Below are 21,866 nucleotides of genomic sequence, written 5' to 3'. Positions count from 1 at the left end.
CTTGCCGTCACGGCGTGCAAAAACCGCTGCCGCAGTTTCTGTTCCCCCCGACCTCGACGATGGAAGCGGGCTCAAAGCTCAGTCAGCTGAGCCTGTTGAGCCTGAAAAACAACTCACCCTTCCCGAAGCGACGGCGATGCTGTTTATGCGCCCGGGGCAACCGCACGAACCCGTGGCGGTGCCCCAGGTGATGCTTGCAGCGGGGGAGGTGTTGGTTGAAACGGAATTCTCAACCGTGTGTGGCTCAGATGTGCACACCGTGCTCGGGCATCGTAATGAAGCAACTCCGCTGGTGCTCGGGCACGAAACGGTCGGCCGTGTCGTTGGGCTAGGTCCAGCTGCGCCACTCTCGATTGATGGTGCGCCGGTGCAGCTCGGCGACCGAGTGGTTTGGTCGGTTGTCGTGCACTGTGGATCATGTGACCGTTGCCGCCGCGGTCTTCCGCAGAAATGTCGCACTCTGCGCAAATACGGGCACGAACGAATCGGCCAGGGCTGGGAGCTCACCGGAGGGTTCGCCAGCCATGTGCATCTGCGTGCGGGCACGGCGATCCAGCGTGTCGGAGAGGACTTGCCAGCCGCAGTGCTCGCGCCGGCTGGCTGCGGTATTGCGACCGCTTGGGCCGCGCTCGCCGCCGCTGAACGAACCGTGCCCTTCGCAGGTGCCACGGTGTTGATCACGGGCGGTGGGCTGATCGGGTTGGCCGCTGCAGCAATGGCGAGCGAGCGCGGGGCACATGTGGTGCTTTCTGATCCCGAGCCGCTGCGGCGCTCAGAAGCAAAGCGTTTTGGCGCAGACGCCGTGATCGACCCGGTGATGGGTGAGCCGGTGACGGTGAATCCAAGGTACGGCGCGGTTGATGTGGTGATTGAAGCCTCGGGAGTGCCGCGCGCAATTGCTACCGGACTTGACGCCGCTGGCGTCGGGGCTGCGGTGGTGCTTGTGGGCAGCGTTTTTCCGAGTGATCCGGTTGCTTTGACGCCCGAGCGAATTGTGCGGGGGCAGTTGAGTATTTCGGGAGTGCACAATTACGCGCCGGGGGATCTCTTGGGCGCGGTCGATTTTCTCTCGAGGAACTGGCAGCGTTTTCCGTTTGCGGAGCTGGTTGGCGAGACGTATCCGCTTGCGGATCTTGATGCGGCACTTGTGCGTGCTTCACGCCGTAGAGAGGTGCGGGTCGGCATCGATCCGAAGTTTTTTGTCGCCAGTGGAGTTTAAACGCGGTTCGGAATGGTACCTGGGTAGCGATGCCCTCGAGCTGCCGAGTGTTTTGGTAGACCCGGGGACCATTCAATTGCCTGATTTGTGTACCGCAGTCCGATGCGCGACCCGAGAAACTTGAATAGTTTGTACATATGTCCACTAAACAAGCACGCGTTCTACAAACTACGTTCAGTCTCGCCGGGGCAGGTCTTTTAGTGCTCGCCGCCGCTGCGTGCGCGCCAGAACCCGGAACAACTTCGACGGCAGATGGAACGTTGCAATGGGGCTCCTGCGACGAGTTCGTGAAGACAAACAACGAAGTCGCCGCACTGATTGGCACAGCACCGATTGACAAAAGCACTGCAAAACGGATGAGTTGCGCAACGCTCGACGTGCCACTCGACTACGGCAAGCCCGAAGGAAAGACCATCCCCATCGCGGTGTCAAAACTCGAAGCAAAGGGCAACCCGAACGGGCGAGTAGTATTCACCAACCCTGGCGGGCCAGGGCTTGAAGGCCGCACCTTTCCGGCACTCATTGAAAGCTCAGACATGGCTGCGCTTGGCGAAGAAAGCACCCTGGTGGGTATTGACGTTCGCGGCACCGGAGGCTCGGCGTTCATCGACTGCGCCGCACCAGAACTCGACCCGAGCAACATGCCTGAGCGCGCAACACTCATCTCGACCATTGAGAAATCAAACGCCAAGTGCGTCGATCAAGATCCAGCGTTTTTTGAGCAGCTGACCACGCAAAATGCGGCCAAAGACCTCGATGCACTGCGTTCCGCCATGAACCTGTCAAAAGTTGACTACTTTGGAGTCTCGTGGGGCACCGAGCTCGGTGTCGAATTCATGAGCAGCTTTCCCGGATCAGTGGATCGAGTGCTGCTTGATTCCGTGAGCGATATCAGGCAGCAATCAGAATCATCGCTTTTTGATGTGGTCGAGGCCACCCTGAAATTCGCGCCGAATGAGGCTGCTGGTGGGACACCGCAAGAGGGCACAGCCGAAGAAGATGTCGTTGTCGAAGACGACGTTGTCATTGAGGAGGATAGCGAAACGGCTGACACCTCCATGCCTGAAATCTCAGATGAGGCACTTGAGATGATGAGCAGATTTTCGGGGCAATCGGCCAAAACCGCACTGATCTGCAACGCCTATGCAGATGCCGCCGATCAAACGCTGCAACAGCAATTTCTGCAGAACCGCATCGCGACGCTCGGCGAGCAGGGCGGCATCAGGCCACAACACCCGATCAGCCTGACTTCTGATGTCAGCATTTGCGCAGGCTGGCCGTTCGCCCCCGCGCAGATTTCGGCCACAAAGCAAGCCGGACCAACGCTTCAGATCGTGGCTCACGCGAGCGAAATTGTGACCCCGCTTGCCTGGGCTGAACACGCACAGCAGCAACTGGGCGGCGACCTTCTGGTACTCAAAGACGGCAACCACGGCTCACTTGCTAGCGGCCCCGCTGCCACCCAGGGCGCAGAATTTCTGCTCACTGGTACGCCCATGAAATAGCTTTTCAGCGCTGGATCACCCAGCGCCATCACAACACTGCGGGGTCTTCGTCACATCCTGATGAAGACCCCGCAGTGTTGTGTGCGTGGCTACTCGGCGAGAAGACTAGGCAGACTTGCCGCGCGCGATTCTGCGGTAGAGCCAGATACCAACTGCGCTGAGCATCGCGGCACCGCCAATCGCGATGAGAGGAAGCTGTTCGCTGCCGGTATTCACAAGTGCGGGTTCGGTTGGCTTCACTACTTCGGGCTTCACCGGTGGTACGGCGTCGGTGGTCCACTGCGCGTACACCTCCGTCATGCCGCCGGGCAAGAACACAACGTCTCCAGCTTTGTATTTGCTTCCGCTGCCATCTGCTGCGGCGGTCCATCCCGCGAACTTGTGCTTCAGGTATTCAAATACATTTTTTTCAACGGTCAGGCCGTATCCGGTGACACCCGAGACTGAAATTGGATCACCCGAACCGCCGTTTGGAACGTGACGCAATTCAATTGTTTGCTGCCAGACGTAGGTGTCGGCCTGTCCGGAGTGTGATCGAGTTGCGACGTCGGCACCTTCGCCATCCCAGGCGCCGCGAGGTACATCAATGCTGCCAGCGCCAACGGCAACCCAGCGCCCGGTGTACGGTGCGTTTGCGAGTGGCGAATACAGATTGACATCGGGAGCCAGGGTCGTGTGTTCACCCAGCTTCAGCACTTTCAACGAGGTGAGTGATGAGAGCATTCGCCTTTGGTCCGTCACTCCGCGGAGGTCCCAGCCGCTGAGGTCGAGCTCTTCAAGTTTCCACATGCTTGAGAACATTCCTGGCGCATCAATGAGGCTTGCGAGATTCCAGGCGCTGACGTCAAGCTTTGTGATGTTATGCATGTTCTCGAACATGTAATCAGCCTGTTCCAACTTTGCGGTGTTCCAAGCAGATACATCGAGTTCGCGCACCGCGGACTCCTCGAACATGTGTCGGGCATAGCGCAGATTCTCGGTGTTCCATTGCGAGACGTCAAGCGTGCTCAGGCCCGAAGCGTTTTGAAACATACCTATTGTGTTTTGCAGGGAACTGGTATCCCAACGCGACACGTCGATGTAGCTCAATGCTTTCGTGCCGCTAAACATCTGTCCTGTATCCGTAAGGCTTGTTGTGTTCCAATTCGACACATCAAGTGAATTCAGTTTGGTCATGTTTGAGAACATGAAACTTGCGGTACGCAGTTTTGAGGTGTCCCAGCTGCTCACATCAACCGAAGTGAGGTTGGTGCCTGTGAGCATTCCAAACGAGCTCTCAAGGTTGCCGGTTTGCCAGGCTGAGGTATCGATGCTTGTGAGTGAATCTGCCCCAAAAAACATGTAGGCAGTGCTGGTGACGTTGCTGAGATTCCAGTTTGCAACATCGACGGTTTCTAGGTTCTTTGCACGAGTGAACATCGCTTCGAAAGATGTTGCAGAGGCGGTATCCCAGCCGGAGACGTCAATCGAGCTAAGCGCTGCCGCGTCTTTAAACATGTCTCCGAACGACTGCACCTTACTGACATCCCAGCCTGAGAGGTCGATTGAGGTGAGGGAGCTGGCCTCGGTAAACAGCCTAAACATGCTCGTCGTGTGACCGACATACACATCGCTGATGCCTGTCACGGTGGTGAGTTTTGGCATGTAACCAAAGAGACCGTTTGCAATAACGCTGAGTGCGGTCTGCTCAGGGTGTGAAAATACGATCTGCTCAACTTCGCCGCGGTAGTTATGCCAAGGCGCACCATTCCACGAGTAATCGGGCATAGTGCCCGGGCCAATCGTGAGCACACCGGATTCAAACGTGACACCCGGCTCGCTCGTGGGAATGCTCGCGGGCAGTTCGGTTTTCAGAATCGTCTGAGATGGTGCCGAGGCGGCGGTTGCAGCGGCGGCGGGGCCAGCTGGCGATGCTGCCAGAGCACCAAACGCAAGTGCTCCAGTTGCAATAGTCGCGACAAATGTTCTCATCCGGTAGTTCCTCATCATCCACGGGCTGGCGCGCCCGCTCGCTCTCTATTTTTCAGTCGTCAGTACATATAAGTCTACTCTCGGCTACAAAACGGGTCATGAAGCGCGGTTTTGCGAACATTCGATGCAGTTCGCGAAAGAAATAGGAACGAGAGCCGAGACTGGCGAAAAGTTCAGATATTTTTTGTTTGTGTGTTCAGAGGAGGGTGAACTTCCGCACACAGTCAAGGAGAGACTATGCGCCGAAAAACCTCATCCGCACTCTCAGCGATTGCCGCACTTTCACTCATAACGATGTGCGGTGTTTCGGTCGCGGCCTCAGCAGAAGAACCGACGGAAGCCGCCCCACTGGGCACTCTCTCAGAGAAGATTTCGGTTGCCGCCGAATCTGGAGCGAGCCCCGAGCAGATCAGCGAGGCGGCCTCCCTGCCTCTTGAGGGCGCGGGAAGTCTGACCTTTGACGCTGAGAATCGCGTCAGTGCTACCGTCTTTTTTGACGAAGCCCCAAACGACGCGACTCTTGAAAACCTCGCACAATATGCTTCGGTGGATCGAATGCTCGACCTGATTCCGGTTGCAGAAGTTCGAGTGGCTCCCGAGCACATTGACGAGCTGAGTGAGATCCCCGGAGTCCTCAGTGTGACACCAACCCTTGAGCCTTTCGTCGGTGGCGAACTCGCTTCACAGACGGTGGCAGAGCTTCGGCGGGCCTTGCCGGTGGCCGGTGCGCTGCAGACGTCTGCGATTGCGGCAGGACCAGCATCTTGCGGGCCAATTCCAATCGAAGCAGATGCACCGCTTCGAGCAGACGAAGCCCGTTCGAGTTACGCCGTTGACGGCACCGGTGTAACCATCGGCATCATCTCTGATTCTTTTAATCAAACGACCGTTCCTACTTCGATGGAAAACGACGTTCATTCCGGTGCTTTGCCGGGAACTGGAAACCCCTGCGGCAGGGAGACCCCGGTAGAACTCCTTTCCGACATACGTGACGACGGCGACGACGAGGGCCGAGCGATGGCGCAACTGGTGCACGGTATTGCGCCGGGGGCCAAGCTACTTTTTGCCGATGCTGGTCTCAGCGAGGTTGGCATGGCGCAGAACATCGAGCTGCTCGCAAACGCGGGAGCTGACATCATTGTTGACGACATTTCTTGGTCGTCAGAGTCCTACTACCAGAAGGGACTTATTTCTGCAGTGATCGAAGAAGTCAAACGAGAAAAGGGTGTTGCTTACTTCACTTCGGCAGGAAACTCGACTGCTGCTTCTATTAGCGGGCCGAATGAGGGGCTTCCGCACAGCTCATGGCAAACCAACGCCTATCGGCAAATGACCTGTCCCGATTGGGTGACCGTCAACGTGATGAACGGCACAACCATCGAAAAGGTACCCGCCGCATCCGTAGGTATGGACTGCATGGACTTCGATCCAAACGGCTCAACACAGCAGGCCTATGACACCTTGACCACCAGGCAATCAGAGCTTGCCACCGAGTTTCCCGTCAACCTCTACGGCGCGGTCGGCGAAGCCATGTTCGGTGTGACCAGCAAATTCCAAATTCAGTTTTACCGTGAGCTCGATCCAGCGCAGGATCCAGAATTCGTCAACGAAATTGGAATGGTCGGTGGTCCTTTCACCTCGCTCAGCGGCAAGGTCAACCTGCCACTGAGTGCGAAGGTGCGTATGGTCGTCGTCCGCGCGGCGCATGACGCAGCAACGCCACCGCCAGCGCTGTATATTCAGTTCACTCGTGGAGGTGACGGTGTTGCTGAGCGTCAGTTCATGGGAGACGGTGTGCACGACTGGGTAGGTGAGAGCTCTTACGGACACTCTGCTGATGGCTCTGCGATCAGCGTGGGGTCCATGGAATGGCAAAACCCGACGGTGATTCGGGACTACTCATCGCTCGGACCAGGTACTTTGCTCTATGAAATGGTGAGCGGACCAACCCCTGCGCCACGCTTGGCCGCACCGCAGCTCGTGAACATCCCGCATATTGTCTCGGTTGATGGCACCCAAACCACTTTCTTTGGTGAGGAAGATATTGAGGACGGCGAGACCGTATACCGATTTGACGGTACCTCTGCGGCGGCTCCCAACGCCGCAGCCGTTGCTGCGCTTGCTCTCTCGTACCGCCCAGAGTTGAGCGGAACGGAGCTTACCGAACACGTTATTGGTACGGCTCGCACCGAGGTTGATGGTGTGCCGCTTGGCAACCCCTATGCGCCAAGATTTGCGAACGAGCACGTGTTTGGTGCGGGCCTGATTGACGCGCTTGGGCTGCTGAATGCAATTGATGAAGAATTCCCTGCACCGACACCTGCAGCGCCAACCGGCCTGAAAGTGGCAGAACAACAGGTGAATTCGCTCACGGTCGCCTGGGACGCTCCGCAATCGGCAGACGCTGGCAGAGGCGCTGCGACGAAGGCCCCGGTTGAACGCTATTTGATCGTGCTCTACAAAGGCGACGCGGTTCCGGGCAACGAGATTGAAACAAGTCAGCTCGTTGGATCGCCACTGCCAACGAGCTACAAATTCTCTGGACTGACAGCGAACACCCTATACTCCATCAAACTGATCGCATTGGCCAAGGGCGATAGCGTCGGCGCTTCTCAAACCATCGAAGCGAAGACGCTCGCGAATGACGACGGGGGATCCACCGGACCAGATGGCAAGACGCCTGTCGTGAAAGACAAGCTGAGTAACACCGGTTCAGAGAACCTTGGTCCTTGGATCGGTACCGCCGGGGCAATGTTGCTGATTGCCGCTGCCGCGGCGTTTGCTCTCGCGTATCGCAGGCAGAACAAACAAAGCTAGCCGTTTATGCGGCACTGGGCTTGGTGCAAATAAAGGGCCTCCATCAGTTCTGATGGAGGCCCTTTGCGTGTTCGGGTCAGGTGAGAGCCGAACTTTTTCTCGTTGCGGTTAGCGTTCTGACCGAGTGGCGCGATGTGCCAGGAACAGAGCGACGCCGGCAGCGCCTAGGAGCAGCGCACTGAGTGCCGCGATGCCGTTAGCGGTAGGCGATGAGCCGGTGTTTGCGAGATCGCTATTGGCGACTGTGCCGTCAGTGTTTTTGCCGCCGCCGGTGTCGCCGCCTGCGTTTTCGCCTCCGGTGCTGCCGCCTCCCGTGTTGCCGCCTCCGGTGTTTCCGCCACCAGTGTTTCCGCCACCCGTGTTTCCGCCGCCTTCTTCTTCAGCGGGAAGCACCTCGAGGGAGTAGATACGAATTGATGGCACCTCACCCTGCCAGGTGAAGAGCGCTGGAGCGCCAACGGCAAAATCGATTCGGCTTGCTGAGGGGTCTCGGGTGAGGTCTGCGAAGGATCGACCGAGACGTTGATTTGCAAAGTCTCCGTGAATGATCGCGGCGCCCTCGAACTTGCTGCCCTCGCCACCTGCGGCCTGCAGATTGGTGGCTTCGAGAACGCCACTGTCCGAGAGCGGAAGTGAGCCATCTACCAGCGCGCGCGAGTCAACCATTGCAATGTAGCCAGAACCCTCGAGTCCTTCTCCTGCGCTACCGTCCATCGCGCCGATCAATAGCAACGACCAGTCGCTCATCCGCACTGCTCCTACGGCGTGACCGAAGTGGTCGCCCGAAGTGCCGCCATTGATCCACCAGCCGCGCTGCGCTTCGTTGAGTGCTGAGCGAACCGCGGGCGCGCCCTCAGCGAGCGGGTTTGTGATCACGTTTTCACCGTCGGGGCCACCGAGTACTACGAGAGCGCTGCCGGGTAGCGGTTCATCTGACTCGCCGCCGATCATCAGGTCTGCATAACCATCGCCGTTGATATCACCGAGGCCAACCGTTGAGGTGCCCATGAGGTCGTAACCGCGTGGCGGTCCATCAATTCGGAAACCTGGAATTTCAACCGCGCCAATGGTGACGTCTGCGCTGAGGTCGGTAATCACCCAGACCGCACCGGTGCCGAAGCTACTGGCACCCGGTGCTTTCCATGAGGAGGCGCCAACGGCCAAATCTTCTCGTCCGTCGCCGTTCATATCGCCCGCCCGACTTACTGAGACCAGGTCGATACCCTGGCCTGAAATGCGTGGGCCGGTGGTGTCAGCTAGCGCGCCTGTGTCAGCGAGCTCTTCGAAGTTCAAGACCGTCACCTTTCCGGTGGTGTCGGTTACAGCGATTTCGTCGAAGCCATCACCGTCGACGTCTCCGACACCATTGCCGCGCGTGATCGAACCGAGTACGGTTTTGCCGCGTGCACCCAGATTGTCGAGTTCGATCTCTGCGAAGTCGGCCGAGCCGAGCACAATGAACAGGCCGTATCCCTGCGCAACAACGGCAAGATCGTCGTAGCCGTCACCGTTCACATCGCCTGCGCAGCGAACATCGACGCCGCCCATGTAGTTGTTGGTGCTATCGATAATCCGAATGGCGCCCTGGTCTTCGATGGCTCCTGAACTGTGTGACGCATCAGCGTCGAGTACGACATATGCTCCGACTGCTCCTGGCGATGAGTCGAATGTTTGATAGTTGCCGGCGGCCAGGTCGGGAATCCCGTTGCCGTTGAGGTCGCACGAAACCTGTGATGCGGTGGCACCAAGTGCTTTTCCGTCTTCTCCGGTGAGCGTCGCGCTTTCGGAGATTTGCAGGGGCGTGCTTTTTGTGGACGGAGCAGTTGGTTCTGCGGCTGTTGCCCCAGCAGGTGCCGTCAGGAGCGCCAACAGGGTGAGTGATAGCGCTGCGGGGGCCACGGTGGCGAAGCCGCGGCGGGTGGATCTGTGCATGTGTAAAAGCCTTTAGTGAAACATCGATGGGCACACGAATTCGCGCCCCATCAGATCATACTAAGGGTTAGCTAACTTAGATCGGACCAATAGTAAAAAATCTCGAGTTTCTGACCTGTTTTGCTGGACTTCCATTGAGAACTAGAAGGTGGACACTTGTCTCTTTGCGCGTAAAATGAACACAGCTGACTGACTGAAAAGCGTAAGGGGCGCTTCTTCACGAGGGACCATCAGCGGGGGAAGTCGAAACCAGATCATTTAGGTTTGACATGTTTCAAAGTGGTGATTTGACCAGTGCGGGGTCACCTCCGGTGATGCCGGTCTGGAACATGCCGACATTGCCTTCATTGCAGGCTCATGACGAGCCAACACAATTGCTTCAAGAAGCACGCAACTCGGGCACTGCGCTCTATACGGTCATCGGGCCTTCCGGTATCGGCAAGACCGTGTGGACCGAACAACTTCACGCAACCGCACAATCTTGGTCCCGAAATCATCTTGAGCGATGGCGCATCGTGCACGTGAGCGCGCTTGAGCACGAACTTCACACGCCATTTTCACTCGCTGAACGCATCGTGGTGACGGCAGGCAAGAGCACTGATATCGAGATGCTCCAGCCACGAAGTGTGCAAGATCCGCTAGTTCTGAAAAGTGACAATGGCCAAAGCCCTGAGAGCGAAGACGCGCAGGCAGACGGGCGGCCAATGTCTATCTCCCTTCGCTTCGCTAGAGCCAGCTATGCGGCATTGACCAGGGGCCTTTCGAGCCGCCGCAGACTGCTCCTGATCGTCGACGACGCTCAGTGGACCGACGAGCAATCAATGCAGGTATTGCGCTCTGTAGTAGCGCAGCCCTGGCCAACGGGGTGCTGCGTCGTGTTCGCAGGCCGCTCTCCTCGGGTTCCAGAAATCTCCGAAGCTGTTGGCAACGCTGCGAGACATCCTTGGGGTATACGCCGCGAATTGCGGCTACTGCCGCTTGACGCCAGGCAGGTTCGCTCGTATGCCTCCGCCGTGCATCACCTTGAGATCTCGTATGCGCTCTCCAAACGCTTGAGCGAAGCATCGTTTGGGCTACCGTTACTGCTCGATCGAGCAGTGAACTCGCTGCACGACGTGTTGGCGCAGCGAGTGTCTGCCCCGACCCGTGAACGCACCCAGTTCGATGAAGATGTTCCTGACGAAATGATCACTGACGCCTTGGCCGCAGCGACCCCGTTCTCAGGCTGGCTGCAAGACCTCTCCGAACCCGCGCGGGTCGCAGTCGAAATAGTGGCGGTGCTGCGCGTGCCATTGACCTACCAAGAATGCTCTGCCGTGAGCCAACGCCTGGGAGTAACAACCTCGTTCGAACAGGCGATTCAAGCTGGGCTGCTGGCGGCCAGCGACTCCAGTGGCAGGCGAACCCGAAGGGGAATCGGTCCAAGTTTTTCGCTCTTTCACGATCTTTTGGCGGCAGGCATCAGCAGAGAACTCGCGACCGAGTATCGTGCCGCAATCCTCAGGGCCGGTGCTGCCACGATTTCAACGCGGGATCCAGAAGGCCGGTACCGGTCTGTTCGCTGGCGTCTTGAGGCGCATCGGATCGAGCAAACATCACCGACGAAGGTGGTACTCGAACAGCTTGACGAGGTTGTGACTGAGTCTGTTCAAGCGAAACACACTGAACGGGTGTTTCGAATCATGCAGCATGCCATCGACGCGACCGCAGATTCTGCCCCGCTGCTCTCCAATGCACTGATTCTCAAGTTGTATACATTGGGTGCTGCCCTGGCCGTCCTCCCGCGGCTGCTGCCGTTTATTCCTCGCATCGAAGCCTTGCCTTCGTGTCCATTACGCGACCTTGCGCTTTTGCACACTCGTTTTCTTCACGGAGATCACGACTGGGCCTACCGGTTTGGCAGCGAATTACTCGCCAGACTCCCGACCGAGGTGCAGCTACGAGCTGCGAAGGTAAATAGCGAGGGCGAACGAGCGCCTGAGTTTTCCGAGTCAGAAGCGCTCCTTATTCGAGCGCATGTTCATCTTGTTCTCGGAATGATGGCCGCACCAGCTAGTGGTGGGCAAGACTTTGGCATGACCCATTTACGCTTGGCCAGAGAGCTCTCCGCAGTACTTGCCGAGATGCCCGAACTATCTGTCGAAAGGTTCAATTCGGCACTGCGTTGGCTGCCAAGTGCGTACGACATTCTGTTGAGGTCGACCGGGCTCCTGCTCTACGGAGCCAGCTCGCTCGGTGACGCTGGATCGGCGAAGCTCGAGTTCGAGGCGCTGACTCGCTACATCGAGGCGGCGCCGGATGAAACCTCTGCGCTTTTTGATGCTCTGGTATTTCGATCCGGTTATTTCACCGATTACGGCAATATTGCGCTTGCATACAACGATCTTGTTCGCACCCGCGAGATGTTCCTGAGAGGTGCAGCGGGGTGGGCGGAAGGTATGGCTCGTGCGCAGTTCATCTATTGCGGCTACCTGCTCGGGAACATCGCTGAGGTTTCGAAGACATTGCAAACCTCTGAAATGGTGATCCTCGATGTGATGGATGTGGCCAGCCGCCCGGTGTTTTATGCGTTGCTAGCGGTTATCTCTGCCGAGGCTGGCACAGAAGCAGGTTGGGAGTCGAGCATTCAAGCGATGGCTCACACCACGGTCACCGATTACGAAACGGTGGGGTGTGAAATCGAGATGTGGGCGCACATTGCCCTCGCCAGGCTCCATGAAGATCCTGATGCGCAACTCGCAGTCTTCGACCCTGATGGCCCATTTGCGACGAGGTTGTTGCGATCGCCAGACATCAGAGCATTCAAGGTCGATGCCCTTGCGTCGCTTGGGCGCGCTGAGGAAGCGGATCGCGAATTGGAATTGTTGCGAAACTGCGCAGCACCAGGGTTTTCAGAAGTGCACGGTTCGCTCAGGTGGCTCGAGGGGCGAGTTTTTGAGGCCTATGGCTACCACCGCGAAGCCATCCGGGCCTACACCGAAGACGTTCTGCGCCCGGCTTCATCTGGCCAATACCCTGCGGCAAAAGCCCGAGCTGCAGCGGATGCCGGCCGTGTCATGCTCCTTGCGGGATCTGACCGGCGTCGAGCTCGAAGGTATCTCAGAATTGCTCTAGATATTTATACGCGAATGGGCATGAAGCCCGACGCGGTTCGTGTGGGGCAACTGCTAGATGCGGCACGAACCGGCCTTGATAGCGCGCCCGGCGCTTCGACTTCGTCGAAGGAAATTCTTTTCACCTCGATCCGCGGAGTTGAACTCTTGACCCCTCGGGAACGCGACGTGGTCATTTTTGCGACTCGGGGTGCATCAAATGCGGAAATCGCTGCGAGTTGTGGAATCAGCGTATCGACCGTCTGTTTTCATATGTCAAACATTTTGAAGAAGCTCGGATTGTCATCGCGGCGTGAGCTTTTGAGCCCCCACCTCTACGCGGATCTTCAATACGCAGCAATGTCGAGTCAACCTCGAAAGAATGCACGACTGACCGCTCGCGAGCGACAGGTCGTTTCGCTCGCGAGGGCAGACCGCAGCAACGCAGAGATCGCAGATGAACTGCGGATCAGCTACAGCACGGTTGCTTTTCATCTGGAAAATGCGCTCCGAAAGCTGGGCCTTGCTAGCCGCAGGCAACTCCTGAGCTAGGTGGCTGCAATTGGCAAGATATTGCCTTCACCTGCGATGCGCTACCGCGCTCAACTCTGCTCGCTCCGAGAAACCTAGAAACGACTAACGGGATTTGGCGCATGCGATAAATCCAGGTGTCCAGAAACCTACTGTTTCCGCATAAGCGGCCCAACAAAACGTTGATTGGCCGTGGAAACAAGGAGGTTTCTGATGCTTATCCACTCACGAAGGTTGTCGCACAGACAATCGGGGTCGAAACAGAGCGTAGCAAGATGGGGCGTTGCTCGCGGCTTCGGTGCGATCACCCTTGTGGCCGCACTTACCTTTGCTCCAGCCGCCGTCGCATTTGCCGATGACGCGCCTGTCGAGAGTTCACTGCCCGCTGCTTCGGAAGCCCTTGAGCCCACTGCTTCTGCACCCAAAGCTGAGCCAATTGCGCCGGTCGAAGTTGTGCCGGAGGCTGCTCCCGAGGCGCCTCCCGAGGCGACACCCGCCGCAGGGGTCACTGAGGAAGCAGTTGTTCCAGAGCAAGCTGGAAGCGAAGCCGCAGATTCTGTTCCTGCTGAGACGCCAGCTTCCGTAACTGTTGCATCCGCTCCGATCGGTGCGACTGCGGCTTCAAACGCACGCGCCCAAGCTCCATCTGGTGACAATGCAAAGAAAGATGATCAGCCTCTCGACCACGTGTGGATCTGTCACGCCCTCGGCAAAGGCAATGGCGGTTACAACCTCATTTATCCCGCGAATATGGGCGTGCTTGAGGGGCATGTGGGCTCGCATCATCAACAAGGACGAGACATTATTCCGCCCATTCCTCAGTACGGGTTCGCCGGCCAGAATTGGAACTCCGAGACCCAAGCCATCTACGAGAATTCCTGCAACGAGCCCGAGGCTCCCACTCCTGTTGTGTCTGAGGCGAGTGTCGATCAGTGCACGACGGTCAGTGATTCGCTGCCAGCCACGGTCGATGTGTCACTCGCTAGCTTGGTGGAGGGCAACAGCTATCGTGTGACGGTCACCAAAAACAGTGTGCTTGTTGACTCCGAAGATGTTTCTGCGAGCGGGGCCACCGCAATGGTTGAGCTTGGCCTGAACGGTTCGGGGGAGTACCTCGTCACCGTGACTGACCTGGATACACAGCAATCAAGCTCGCTTGAGTTCACGGTCTTCCCATGCCCAACTCCACTTGATTTCCCAACTGCGGGCCTCATCGCTACACCGTGCACGGAAATCGGTCAGGTGGCGCCGACAGCAGCCACTCTTGAGATGCAAGGCCTCATCATTGGTGTCAACTACACCGCAGTGGTAACGAATTCCAGCGAAGAGATAGTTCTGGAATACGAGTTCACGGCAACCGCTGCTGTGGCCTCAGCTCCGGTCACTCTAGATGGCGCGGGAACATATGAGATTACTCTGAGCGACGATACGCATGAAGCAAGTTACGGACCTTTCGAGAGTGAGATCGAGCCTTGCCCGGCATCACTTTTTGATCTTTCGATTGTAAAGACCGCGACAGCTAAGGAAGGCGGAGTTTGGAGCGGAGATACGATTCACTACAGCCTCACCGTTGCGAACGCCGGCCCAGCTGCAGCTCCCGATCCTGTGGTGACTGACCTGCTCCCAGCGGGTCTTACGCTTGGTGACATTGTTGACCTTGACGGTTGGACAGTTCAGAGTAGCGATTCTGGCAGTCTTACCCTCGCCTATGACGGAAACTTCTTGGCGGGATCGAGCTCAACGATTGTCTTCGAGGCATCTGTTGGAATGCCTCTGAACGGAGACGCTGAACCGAGCGAAGTGGTGAACACTGCCTGTGTCGACACAGCCCCGCAAGAAGTCGAATTGCTTCGGGTCGTCACCCCGGCGGATTCAAATTCTGAGAACAATTGTTCGAGCGCGACCACACCAGTCACACCACCAGCGGTCGTGCCGGTTCCGGTGACACCTACGGCCACTCCGGTTCACGTGACAAAGCCAGTTCCAAGCCCATTAGCGGTCACAGGCAATGAGCGAAATGACGATTTGCCTCTGGCTCTCGCCGCGGCCTTCCTCTTCTTGGGGATCGGCGCGACGGCACTCGGACACCGCGAATCAAGGCGCATGAGTAAGAGGAGGTGAGTAACACCAAATTCTCATTGAGGGGGCCACATCATTCATCTCTCCCCATGAATGGTGTGGCCCTTCACCAATCGCGAGCGGGCAGTACTCGACAACGTCCACGCGATCTAAAACAAAGAGGTCTCCACCACAAAAGTGATGGAGACCTCTTTTTTCAACTTGTGCCCCCGGAGGGATTCGAACCCCCGACCGCCTGTACCGGAAACAGGTGCTCTATCCCCTGAGCTACGGAGGCGAGCACAAAGCCAAGAATCAGCCTAGCGCACACAAAGCTGCGTGCGTGCCCCGGCCACACAACTAGCCACGGCAAGTTTCCAAAATCAAGACTTTTGCTGCTGCGAAACTCTTACACAAAGAAACAGTAGAATTGATCCTCGTGACCCCTCAAGAACTCGCAGAACACCTCGCCCGCATTCTCAACGACATCATCGCTGAGCGACGACGTGCTGCCGAAACCGAGGGTGTCGAAGCCGAGGCGATCCTCGTAACCGCAGCAGATGCCAGCCCTGAGCGCCCCAAAAACCGTGAGCACGGTGACTGGGCTTCGAACCTCGCCATGAAATTTGCGAAGCGGATCGGAATGAACCCGCGCGAACTGGCCCAGCAGATCACTGCAAAGGTCGACGAAATCGACGGTGTTGCGAAGACCGAAATTGCTGGCCCAGGATTTATTAACATCACGCTCGACGCGGCAAGTGCTGGCGAGACTGCTCGCCGTGTCGTCGAGCAGGGTGAAAACTACGGCCGCACCGACGTGCTTGCCGGGCAGAAAATCAACCTTGAGTTTGTGAGCGCGAACCCCACCGGGCCGCTACATCTTGGTCACACCCGTTGGGCGGCGCTCGGAGATTCGATTTCTCGGGTGCTTCGCGCAGCTGGCGCTGAGGTATCGAACGAGTACTACATCAACGATGCCGGTTCGCAGATGAATAAATTTGCGCGTTCAGTGTTCGCCGCTGCTCTTGGCGAAGAGGCCCCAGAAGACGCTTACCCGGGCGAATACATTGGTGCGCTGGCCCAGAAGGTGCTTGAGCAGATTCCAAATCTTGCCGAGATTGCTGCGAACGACCGCGAGGCAGCGCTTGAGATGACTCAAGAAGCGGCCTACCAGCAGCAGCTTGCCGAGATCAAAGACTCTCTTGAGCGCTTCAACGTTCACTTCGACCTGTACTTCTCCGAGCGCACCCTGCACGCTGAGGGAGCGAACGGCGAGAAGAGCCCAATTGCTGCAGCGGTGGATCGCCTGCGCGAGCAGGGTCATGTCTTCGAAGCAGACGACGCAATTTGGGTTCGCACCACCGATTTCGGTGATGACAAGGATCGCGTCTTCACTCGCGGCAATGGTATTTACACCTACTTCGCTGCAGATGCTGCCTACTACCTCGACAAAAAAGATCGAGGGTTTGGCGAGAAGATTTACCTGCTCGGTGCCGATCATCACGGTTACATTGGCCGCCTCACCGCTATTGCGGGTGCTGCCGGTGACAACATCGAGACTGATATCACGGTGCTGATCGGGCAGCTGGTCAACCTGAACGGCGCGCGCCTGTCAAAGCGTGCCGGCAACATCGTTGAGCTTGATGACCTGCTCGAGTGGCTTGGTAGCGACGCGCTTCGTTACTGGCTCGCTCGCTACCCGGCTGATTCGCCGCTCTCGCTTGAGGGTGAGAAGCTGCGCAGCCGCACCAACGACAATCCCGTGTTCTATGTGCAGTACGCTCATGCGCGCACTTGCGCCGTCGCTCGCAACGCAGAAGTTGCAGGCGTTCGTCGTGATGACGCCTTCGATCCAGCGTTGTTGACTCATGAAACCGAAACTGAATTGCTCGGAAAGCTGCAGCAGTACCCAGCGATTGTGGCCGGCGCGGCGGAACTGCGAGAACCGCATCGTATCGCGCGTTATCTTGAAGAGTTGGCTGCAGATTTCCATCGCTGGTACGACAGCTGCCGCGTTATTCCACAGGGTGAAGAGCCGATCAGTGATCTGCACCGCACCCGTCTGTGGCTGAATGATGCGGCCGGTCAGGTGATTCGTAACGGTCTTGATCTGCTCGGTGTCACCGCGCCAGAGCGTCTCTAAGTACTGAGAACCGAGACTCAGTGAGCACGGCAGAAGTCACGGTCGAGATGCCCGAGGCGCCTATTTCAGCACCGCGAAAGAAGGCCAAGCTCTGGTTGCGCCTGCTCGTCGCGCTGCTTGCGGTGGCGGCGCTTGCGGGGCTCGCCGAGCTTGCTCTGCGCGCCATCATTCCGACCGTGATCGCTGGTGTGGTGCGCGACAATATGGGTCTGCCGAAAGATCATCCGGTCGAGGTTGATCTGAAGGGATCGGCGCTTTTTCCCGCGCTCACTGGGCATGTCAACAATGTCAGCATGAAGGTTGACAGTGTGAGTGTCTTTGATGGCATCGAGGCAAATCTTTTTGCCTATGCAGAGTCGGTGCCATTTGATCCGAGCAAGGGCGAGATTATTGGCGCGCGAGCGGCAGTGACGATTCCCTCGAAAAGTATGAACTCGGTGATGGCGCTTGTCAGCAATGGCCTGATCGACGAGGGATCGGTGCGGGACGGCGAAATCGAGCTCGGTCGAACCATGCAAATGTTCGGCTACGACGTGCCGCTGAAGGCCACTCTCGCAGTATCGGTAGATCGTGGCGATTTGTTGGTGCGACCAACCTCGGTGAGTGCTGCCGGATTCGACTTAAGTACAGAAGAGTTGCGTCCGCTGCTTGGCGAGTCTGCTGCGACATTCCTTGACACCCATGTTGTGTGTGTGCGCGATCAGTTGCCTGCGGGTATCACGCTGTCTCAGGTGGCTTTTAAGTCAAATGTCTTCGGTGGATCTGCGACTGTCTCGGCCAAGCTTTCGCCCGATCTACTCTCAAACGAGCGGCAGCTGCAACCGGGTACCTGCCCCGCTCCGTAACAAGCCTGCTCAGGTATGCGATTCACACTAGAATTGGCCGAGTGAATGACCTGAATTCAATCGACCAGCGCGTGTTTCCGCCTACGGCCCGTCGCGGCCGCGAATGCGGGCGTCTGAAGATTGCCGATGTGCCTGCGACTGAACTTGCCGAACATTTCGGCACGCCGCTCTACGTGATTGACGAGCAGGCAGCACGCGATCGTGCAGTGCAGACCCGCGAGGCGCTGCAGCGTGAATTCGCGCGTGTGGGCACTGAGGCCACTGTTTATTACGCGGGCAAGGCGTTTTTGTGCGTCGAGGTCGCAAAGTGGATGGTCGAAGAGGGTCTGAACATTGATGTTGCAAGCGGGGGTGAGCTCGCTGTTGCACTTGCGGCTGGAGTAGCTCCGGCTCGAATCGGATTCCACGGCAACAACAAGAGCGAGGCAGAGATTGCCCGCGCTGTTGCAGCAGGTGTCGGCACCTTGATTATCGATAGCGAACAAGAGATTACGAGGATCGCCGAAGCTGCGGCTGCTGCCGGTACAAGGCAGCGCGTTCGTCTTCGTATCAACAGCGGTGTGCACGCTGGCGCGCACGACTTTCTTGCGACGGCGCACGAAGATCAAAAATTCGGTTTGCCACTCGCGCGCGCGGTTGAACTCTCGACCAACATTGCGTCATACGACTCACTCGATTTCGCCGGCCTGCACTGCCACATCGGTTCTCAAATCTTCTCAAGCGAAGCTTTCCGCGAGTCTGCTCGCCGCATGCTTGGGGTGTATGCAGAACTTGAATCGGTGCTTGGTGCTCCGGTTCCAGAGCTGAACCTGGGTGGCGGTTTTGGTATCGCCTACACCCCGGATCAGGCCGCGGAAGCGCCAGACATTGAGCTGCTCGCAGCTCAGTTGGCTGACATCGCTGCTGCCACGAGCGCCGAACTCGGTATCGCACTGCCTAAGGTCGCTTTTGAGCCGGGGCGCAGCGTGATCGGTCAGTCCGGTGTTACTCTCTACACGGTTGGCACCACAAAGTCGGTGCAACTTGCTGATTCCGACGCTGCCGGCGACCCCGCAGACCTCGGATTCAGTTCACGTCTCTACGTGAGCGTCGATGGCGGTATGAGCGACAACGCTCGACCAGCTCTCTACGGTTCTGACTACCATGTTCGGCTTGCAAACCGGGCCAGCGAAGCAGAGGCTCAGCTCGTGCGTGTGGTTGGCAAACACTGCGAATCCGGAGATATTGTTGTGCCCCGCGATGTGCTGCCCGCCGATGTAGCACCCGGCGATTTGCTTGCCGTGGCAGCAACGGGCGCCTACTGCTGGTCGCTTTCGAACAACTACAACTACTTGCCGCGTCCTGCGGTAGTCGCGATTCGTAACGGCGAAGCCCGCGTCATTGTGCGTGGCGAAACCGAAGAAGAACTTCTCGCACGTTCGGTCTTTTGATCCTTCGCTGCGAAAACCTCACCCCCCTTCACCTGAAATGAATGGAGATATCCACGTGAACGCATATCGCGACCTCCGCGTCGCGCTGCTCGGAAGTGGTTCGGTTGGCTCACAGGTAGCTCGATTGCTGCTTGACCAAGGCGATGAACTCGCTGCCCGAATTGGCGCTCGTCTGCAGCTGATCGGTATTGCCGTGCGTGATCTTGATGCGAAGCGCGATGTTGAGCTTCCACGAGAGCTTTTCACCACTGACGCTGAGCAGCTGGTGCTTGGGGCAGACATTGTGATTGAGCTGATGGGCGGCATTGAGCCAGCGCGCAGCCTGATCCTGCGTGCCATCGAAGGCGGCGCTGATGTCATCACCGGCAACAAAGCTCTGATCGCGGCACACGGCCCTGAGCTTGCGCAGGCAGCTGAGCAGGTCGGCGCGCAGCTGTCGTATGAGGCTGCTGTTGCTGGCGCTATTCCTATCATCCGGCCGCTGCGTGAGAGCCTCGCTGGCGATCATATTGTGCGCGTCATGGGTATCGTGAATGGCTCAACGAACTACATTCTCGACCGCATGGATCGTTTTGGCGATTCGGCTGAAGAAGCAATGCGAGTGGCTAGTGAACTCGGTTACCTTGAGGCAGACCCAACTCTCGATGTTGAGGGCTACGACGCTGCGCAGAAGGCAACTATTCTTGCGCGTATCGCCTTCCACACCGATGTGCCGGTTGATTCAGTGCACCGTGAGGGCATCACGAAGGTAACGCTGGATCAGATCGAGGCTGCTTCGCGAGCCGGATATGTGATCAAGCTGCTTGCTATCGCTGAGCGTCTCACCACTGCTGATGGTCTTGAAGGCGTTTCGGCTCGTGTCTACCCGGCCCTGATTAGCCGCGAACACCCACTGGCAGCTGTGCACGGTGGTAAGAACGCGGTGTTTGTTGAGGCAGAAGCCGCTGGGGAACTGATGTTCTACGGTGCCGGTGCCGGCGGTGTCGAGACTGCTTCGGCCGTGATGGGTGACCTGGTGACAGCGGCTCGCCGTCACGTCGCCGGTGGCCCGGGCATCCCTGGCTCAGCGCACGCGGAGTTGCCACTTTTGCCGGTGCAAGAGGTCACCACGCGCTACCAGGTGATGCTGCGCGTGCACGACGAGCCTGGTGTGCTTGCCACGATCGCTGGTCTGCTCGCTGACCACGGGGTGTCGGCTGCAAGTGTTGAACAGGCGGTGCCTGAAGACGAGGCCGCTGGCCACGCCTCGCTGGTCATCGGTACTCACAGCGCACGCGAAGCTGAACTTGCGGCAACTGTTGATGCTCTGCGCGCCAACGACGCTGTCGTTGCTGTGACGAGCGTGCTCCGACTCGAAGGAAACTCATGACTCAGCTGCGCGTTCGCGTTCCCGCCACGAGTGCCAACCTTGGTCCCGGCTTTGACACCCTCGGTATCGCTCTCGCTTATGGCGACGAGCTCACCGTTCGCACCATCGAGAGCGGTGTGCGCGTGAGCGTCACCGGTATTGGCGAGGGCGAAGTGCCTACCGACGAGACCAATCTGGTTGCTCGCTCTGCGGCGTACGTCTTCGAGCAGCTTGGTCGTGCCATGCCTGGTATCGAGATTGAGACGCACAACCGAATTCCGCATGGTCGGGGTATGGGTTCTTCGGGTTCCGCAATCGTTTCTGGTGTGATGCTTGCAGCCGGTTTGCTCGCTGCTGATACCGACCCGATTGAACTCAGCGAAGACGACCTTTTGCGTTTCGCTACCGACCTCGAGGGGCACCCTGACAATGTGGCGCCAGCCCTGTTTGGTGGGCTGACCATTGCCTGGGTGAACGCCGAGGGCACCCCTCGCTTCAAGCGGCTCAATGTGCACCGTGGTGTATCGCCTCTCGTGTTTGTGCCGAACTTCACGATGTCTACCGAGTTTGCGCGCAGTCTGCAGCCGAAGCAGGTTCCGCACGAAGACGCCGTGTTTAACGTGTCGCGTTCTGCTTTGCTTGTTGCCGCACTGACGCAGAGTCCGGAGTTGCTTTTTGAAGCAACCGAGGATCGCCTGCACCAGAACTATCGAGGCGAAGCTATGCCGGCCACTCGTGATCTGATCAGCGCATTGCGTGAAGCAGGATACGCCGCGGTCGTTTCTGGTGCCGGCCCGTCGGTGCTGGTGCTTGCCGAGGATCCGGGGGAGCGCATCGCTGCTGCCGAGCTCGCTGCACAGGTTTCTGCGGATTGGTCACCGCTTTTCCTGGCTGTTGACATCAAGGGTGCTACAGTAGAGGTGATCCCCGCGTAGTGGCTTTCGCTCGCACGCGTCGTGGATTCTTCCCTCACCG

The 21,866-nt window shown here is 58.0% G+C and carries 12 protein-coding genes and 1 tRNA gene; 10 read left to right on the top strand and 3 right to left on the bottom strand.

Going from position 1 to position 21,866, the window contains the following annotated elements; all coding sequences use genetic code 11:
* Position 1: 1 nt before the first annotated feature.
* Complete coding sequence (locus QBL02_RS01065) at positions 2–1,219, top strand: zinc-binding dehydrogenase (RefSeq protein WP_282724498.1); 1,218 nt, start codon at positions 2–4, stop codon at positions 1,217–1,219.
* A 137-nt stretch (positions 1,220–1,356) separates the two neighbouring features.
* Entirely contained in the window at positions 1,357–2,724 is a 1,368-nt protein-coding gene (locus tag QBL02_RS01060; RefSeq protein WP_282724497.1) for an alpha/beta hydrolase, read from the top strand.
* A gap of 105 nt (positions 2,725–2,829) precedes the next feature.
* Here the strand turns inward: QBL02_RS01060 and QBL02_RS01055 are convergent, their stop codons facing one another.
* Positions 2,830–4,695 carry a BspA family leucine-rich repeat surface protein gene (locus QBL02_RS01055; RefSeq protein WP_282724496.1) on the bottom strand — a complete coding sequence of 622 codons (1,866 nt, stop codon included), beginning with the start codon at positions 4,693–4,695 and terminating at the stop codon, positions 2,830–2,832.
* Positions 4,696–4,932: 237 nt separating this feature from the next.
* Here QBL02_RS01055 and QBL02_RS01050 point away from each other — a divergent pair, with 237 nt between their 5' ends.
* Positions 4,933–7,512 (top strand): S8 family serine peptidase, encoded by a 2,580-nt coding sequence (locus QBL02_RS01050; protein ID WP_282724495.1) that lies wholly within the window; start codon positions 4,933–4,935, stop codon positions 7,510–7,512.
* 108 nt (positions 7,513–7,620) lie between these two features.
* On the opposite strand, the gene QBL02_RS01045 is transcribed toward QBL02_RS01050, so the two are convergent.
* Complete coding sequence (locus QBL02_RS01045; protein ID WP_282724494.1) at positions 7,621–9,444, bottom strand: VCBS repeat-containing protein; 1,824 nt, start codon at positions 9,442–9,444, stop codon at positions 7,621–7,623.
* Between the two features lie 269 nt (positions 9,445–9,713).
* Here QBL02_RS01045 and QBL02_RS01040 point away from each other — a divergent pair, with 269 nt between their 5' ends.
* Together QBL02_RS01040 and QBL02_RS01035 are read left to right on the top strand one after the other, a co-directional pair.
* Complete coding sequence (locus tag QBL02_RS01040) at positions 9,714–13,088, top strand: LuxR family transcriptional regulator (protein WP_282724493.1); 3,375 nt, start codon at positions 9,714–9,716, stop codon at positions 13,086–13,088.
* A gap of 192 nt (positions 13,089–13,280) precedes the next feature.
* Positions 13,281–15,188, top strand: a complete 1,908-nt coding sequence (locus QBL02_RS01035; protein WP_282724492.1) for a hypothetical protein — start codon at positions 13,281–13,283, stop codon at positions 15,186–15,188.
* 162 nt (positions 15,189–15,350) lie between these two features.
* Here the strand turns inward: QBL02_RS01035 and QBL02_RS01030 are convergent.
* Positions 15,351–15,423: transfer RNA gene (locus tag QBL02_RS01030), tRNA-Arg, on the bottom strand.
* 141 nt (positions 15,424–15,564) lie between these two features.
* Between QBL02_RS01030 and argS the strand changes: the two genes are divergently transcribed.
* Genes argS through thrB form a run of 5 tightly spaced genes read left to right on the top strand, consistent with a single transcriptional unit; the run spans position 15,565 to position 21,826 of the window.
* A complete protein-coding gene (gene argS / locus QBL02_RS01025) occupies positions 15,565–17,268 on the top strand; it encodes an arginine--tRNA ligase (protein ID WP_282724491.1) in 1,704 nt (567 codons plus the stop codon).
* A 20-nt stretch (positions 17,269–17,288) separates the two neighbouring features.
* Positions 17,289–18,113, top strand: coding sequence for an LmeA family phospholipid-binding protein (locus tag QBL02_RS01020; protein WP_282724490.1), 825 nt, complete (start codon positions 17,289–17,291; stop codon positions 18,111–18,113).
* A gap of 41 nt (positions 18,114–18,154) precedes the next feature.
* Positions 18,155–19,543: a diaminopimelate decarboxylase gene (gene lysA / locus QBL02_RS01015; RefSeq protein WP_282724489.1), complete on the top strand. Its 1,389-nt coding sequence runs from the start codon at positions 18,155–18,157 to the stop codon at positions 19,541–19,543.
* Positions 19,544–19,598: 55 nt separating this feature from the next.
* The gene (locus tag QBL02_RS01010; protein ID WP_282724488.1) at positions 19,599–20,912 is read left to right on the top strand and encodes a homoserine dehydrogenase; all 1,314 of its coding nucleotides are present in this window, start codon (positions 19,599–19,601) and stop codon (positions 20,910–20,912) included.
* Complete coding sequence (gene thrB, locus QBL02_RS01005) at positions 20,909–21,826, top strand: homoserine kinase (RefSeq protein WP_282724487.1); 918 nt, start codon at positions 20,909–20,911, stop codon at positions 21,824–21,826. Before QBL02_RS01010 ends, thrB begins: the two co-directional genes overlap by 4 nt.
* The last annotated feature ends 40 nt before the right edge of the window (positions 21,827–21,866 follow it).

This window comes from Leucobacter sp. UT-8R-CII-1-4 (assembly GCF_030010235.1).
Lineage (GTDB): Bacteria > Actinomycetota > Actinomycetes > Actinomycetales > Microbacteriaceae > Leucobacter.
The sequence above is the reverse complement of the archived record's forward strand: the minus strand, read 5'-3'. Positions and strand labels throughout refer to the sequence as shown.